The sequence below is a fragment of the Variovorax sp. YR752 genome (assembly GCF_943372545.1).
This window is the reverse complement of record NZ_CALRZC010000400.1, coordinates 1-3,544: the sequence shown is the minus strand read 5'-3', so window position 1 is coordinate 3,544 and position 3,544 is coordinate 1. Positions and strand designations below refer to the sequence as shown.

Annotated in this window: 5 protein-coding genes; 2 read left to right on the top strand and 3 right to left on the bottom strand. The window is 65.3% G+C overall.

Annotation, left to right across the window (positions count from 1 at the left end):
* Positions 1-134: 134 nt before the first annotated feature.
* Positions 135-1,403, bottom strand: coding sequence for an urea ABC transporter substrate-binding protein (gene urtA / locus AAG801_RS41040; RefSeq protein WP_341893619.1), 1,269 nt, complete (start codon positions 1,401-1,403; stop codon positions 135-137).
* Between the two features lie 115 nt (positions 1,404-1,518).
* Complete coding sequence (locus tag AAG801_RS41035) at positions 1,519-1,842, bottom strand: nucleotide pyrophosphohydrolase (protein ID WP_341893618.1); 324 nt, start codon at positions 1,840-1,842, stop codon at positions 1,519-1,521.
* Here AAG801_RS41035 and AAG801_RS41030 point away from each other — a divergent pair.
* A complete protein-coding gene (locus tag AAG801_RS41030; RefSeq protein ID WP_341893617.1) occupies positions 1,825-2,520 on the top strand; it encodes a nucleotidyltransferase domain-containing protein in 696 nt (231 codons plus the stop codon). The two genes, AAG801_RS41035 and AAG801_RS41030, sit on opposite strands and share 18 nt — an antisense overlap.
* Complete coding sequence (locus tag AAG801_RS41025; protein WP_341893616.1) at positions 2,504-2,932, top strand: hypothetical protein; 429 nt, start codon at positions 2,504-2,506, stop codon at positions 2,930-2,932. Before AAG801_RS41030 ends, AAG801_RS41025 begins: the two co-directional genes overlap by 17 nt.
* A gap of 49 nt (positions 2,933-2,981) precedes the next feature.
* Here AAG801_RS41025 and AAG801_RS41020 read toward each other — a convergent pair.
* On the bottom strand, positions 2,982-3,544 hold a 563-nt coding region (locus AAG801_RS41020), incomplete at its 5' end, for a PHB depolymerase family esterase (RefSeq protein WP_341893615.1).

Below are 3,544 nucleotides of genomic sequence, written 5' to 3'. Positions count from 1 at the left end.
CCCCTTGGGGAGAGGGTTGGGGTGAGGGCCAGCGGCCATCCAACGAGCGCGGCGGCCAGATCGACCGCCGTTGCCCTCACCCCCGCCCTCTCCCCGAGGGGAGAGGGAGCAAGGCAAGGGACTTGGTCGATGAATTACATCGACTTGCCAGCCGGGTAATCCGGCTTCTTGTCGTTGCCTTCGATGAACGGGCTCCAGGGCTTCGCCTTCACCGGACCCGGCGTCTTCCACACCACGCCGAACTGGCCGTCGGCCTTGATCTCGCCGATGAACACGCTCTTGTGCAGGTGATGGTTCTTCTCGTCCATCTTCGACACGATGCCCGACGGCGCCGTGAAGGTCTGGCCGGCCATGGCTGCGATCACCTTGTCGGTGTCGGTCGACTTGGCCTTCTCGACCGCCTGCTTCCACATGTGGATGCCGATCCAGGTGGCTTCCATCGGATCGTTGGTGAGCGGCTTGTCCTTGTGGCCGGCGATGTTCTTGGCCTTGGCGTAGTCGCCCCACTGCTTGATGAACGCGGTGTTGGTCGGGTTCTTGATCGACATGAAGTAGTTCCATGCGGCCAGGTGACCCACGAGCGGCTTGGTGTCCACGCCGCGCAGTTCTTCTTCGCCGACCGAGAAGGCGACGACCGGCACGTCCTTGGCCTTCAGGCCCGCGTTGCCCAGTTCCTTGTAGAAGGGCACGTTGGAGTCGCCGTTGATGGTCGAGACCACCGCCGTCTTGCCGCCGGCCGAGAACTTCTTGATGTCGGCAACGATGGTCTGGTAGTCGCTGTGGCCGAAGGGCGTGTACTTCTCGTCGATGTCGGTGTCCTTCACGCCCTTGCTCTTGAGGTAGGCGCGCAGGATCTTGTTGGTGGTGCGGGGGTACACGTAGTCGGTGCCCAGCAGCACCCAACGCTTGGCGCCGCCGCCTTCCTTGCTCATCAGGTAATCGACGGCCGGAATGGCTTGCTGGTTGGGCGCGGCACCGGTGTAGAACACGTTCTTCGAGAGTTCTTCACCCTCGTACTGCACGGGGTAGAACAGCAGGCCGTTCATTTCCTCGACGACAGGCAGCACCGACTTGCGCGACACCGAGGTCCAGCAGCCGAAGATCACCGAGACCTTGTCCTGGCCGAGCAACTGCTTGGTCTTTTCGGCGAACAACGGCCAGTTGGAGGCCGGGTCGACGATCACGGGCTCGAGCTGCTTGCCCAGCACGCCGCCCTTCTTGTTGATGTCGTCGATGGCCATCAGCACCGTGTCTTTCAACACGGTTTCCGAGATGGCCATCGTGCCCGACAGCGAGTGCAGCACGCCGACCTTGATGGTGTCGGCGGCAAATGCGGGCGCAGCACCAATGCTGGCCAGCGCGACGGCGGCGGTGAGCGCCTGAAGGGTGAAACGACGTTGCATGTGGACTCCTGCTCCGGGTTGATTGAACCGTTCGCCAGTGCTTTTCTGGCGATGGAGGGAGTCTGCGGAACGCACCATCAAGGGGAAATACGCCGGGTGGCGTACACGGAGGTACTCAGGCGGGTGGCGGCACCGGGTACTTCACGGCGTTGGCAAGCATCTTGTGCTTCGCCGCCTCGACCGGATCGATGCCGAGCTTGTCGGCCAGCTGCAGCAGGTAGAGCAGGACGTCCGCGATCTCGCTCCCGATCTCGGCGCGCTTGTCTTCAGGCAGCGCCCGGCTCTGTGCTTCGGTGAGCCACTGGAAATGCTCGAGCAGTTCGGCGGCTTCGACCGACAGCGCGGCGGCGAGGTTCTTGGGGGAGTGAAATTGCTCCCAGTCGCGAGCCTGCGCGAAATCGCGCAAGGCCTGGGTCAGCGATTGCAGGTCATCGGCCATGGCAGTCCTGTACGGTTGAAAAAACCCAATTTGGGCATTAACATACCCAAAATGGGTAAATTGAAATCACCAACACCGGTTGTCGAGAAGTCCGCCAGCCTGGCGGACGCCCTGTTCACGACCACGCAGCAGCGTGTGCTGGGTTGCCTCTTCGGCCAGCCGGACCGAAGCTTCTTTTCCAGTGAATTGATCAAGCTTACCGGCGCGGGCTCGGGCGCGGTGCAGCGAGAACTCCAGCAACTGACCGACAGCGGGCTGCTCACGACGTCGCGTGTTGGCAACCAGAAGCACTACCGCGCCAACGCAGAAGCGCCGATCTTCGAAGAGCTGTGCGGCATCGTGCGCAAGACCTTCGGGCTCGCGGGCCCGCTGCGCGATGCCTTGCAGCCGGTGGCCGACAAGATCGACGCGGCCTTCGTCTTCGGCTCGGTGGCCAAGAAGAGCGACACCGCATCCAGCGACATCGACCTGCTGCTGATCAGTGACGAACTTGCGTATTCGGATCTCTTTCTCGCGCTCGACGCGGTCTCGGCGCGCCTCGGCCGTACAGTGAATCCGACCCTGTTCACGAGGAAAGAACTGATGCGAAAGCTCAAGGACGGCGAATCTTTCGTCACGCGCGTCATGGCACAGCCCAAGCTCTGGGTGATCGGCGACGCGCATGCCCTCCCCGCTTGACAACCTGTGCGGTCCGTCGAAGCCGCTGACGGCCGAAGCACCCGATGCACGCGAGTTCGCGGGCTTGCTTCGCTCCGGACTGGCGCGCCTGGCCGATGCGCAGGTCGCCCAGCTCTCGCTGGAAAGCCGCTTCGATCTGGCCTACAACGCGGCGCATGCCTTGTGCCTCGCGGCGCTGCGATGGCATGGCTACCGATCGGGCAACCGCTTCATCGTCTTCCAGGTGCTGCCACACACCCTGTCGCTGGGGCCGGAAGTCTGGCGCGTGCTGGCCAAGGGGCACGAGATTCGCAACCTCGGTGAATACGAAGGCGACATGAACATCGATGAACGCATCGTGCGCGACCTCATCGCCGCCTGTCAGCGTGTGGCCTCGGCGCTGTCCGGGTTGCCCCCGCCTGCCACTGCCTAGCGCTGTCGCGCACCTCGACGCTCAGTCTGTCCGCCAAGGCGTCAGGCACTCACCGCAGCCGCTTGAACTGCGCCGCCGCAAACGCCCACGCCATGCGCGTGGCATCGGGCCCGATCGGATCGCTGAACAGCAGCCCCCGTGCCCCGCCGCTCCACGAGTGGTCGAGCCCCGCGATCTCGCACAGCGTGACCAGGGTGCGGCCCTGGCGCTTGAAGTCGGTCATGCGCATGGCGCGGCGCTGGCCGCGCTGCAAGTCGCGCGGCAGGCCGGCGTGCGCGCCCACGGCGGTGGCCCACACGGCCGCGCTGCTCACGGCGTTGCTGGGCGCGACCACGGCGTCGGCGTCGCCGTGCAGCACCAGCAGCGGCGGCAGCGTCGAGAAGACGGCCGCGGCGCCCATCGCCTTGCCGACGGCGGTGACGGGCATCGGCGGCACGTGCTGTCCGCGCATGGCGCCGAGCGCGGTGGCCGACGACTTGGCGGCGCCGGGCGCCACGCCCGAGTGCATGACCACGGCGCGAAAGCGGTTCGCATAGCGCGTGGCCAGCAGCGCCGCCATGCTCGCACCCGCCGACAGGCCGACGACGGCCACGCGGTCGCGGTCCACGGGGT

Coding starts and splice junctions, on each gene's coding strand:
- AAG801_RS41025 (WP_341893616.1), top strand. CDS start 2,504: ATGCCCTCCCCGCTTGACAACCTGTGCGGTCCGTCGAAGCCGCTGACG.
- urtA (WP_341893619.1), bottom strand. CDS start 1,403: ATGCAACGTCGTTTCACCCTTCAGGCGCTCACCGCCGCCGTCGCGCTG.
- AAG801_RS41035 (WP_341893618.1), bottom strand. CDS start 1,842: ATGGCCGATGACCTGCAATCGCTGACCCAGGCCTTGCGCGATTTCGCG.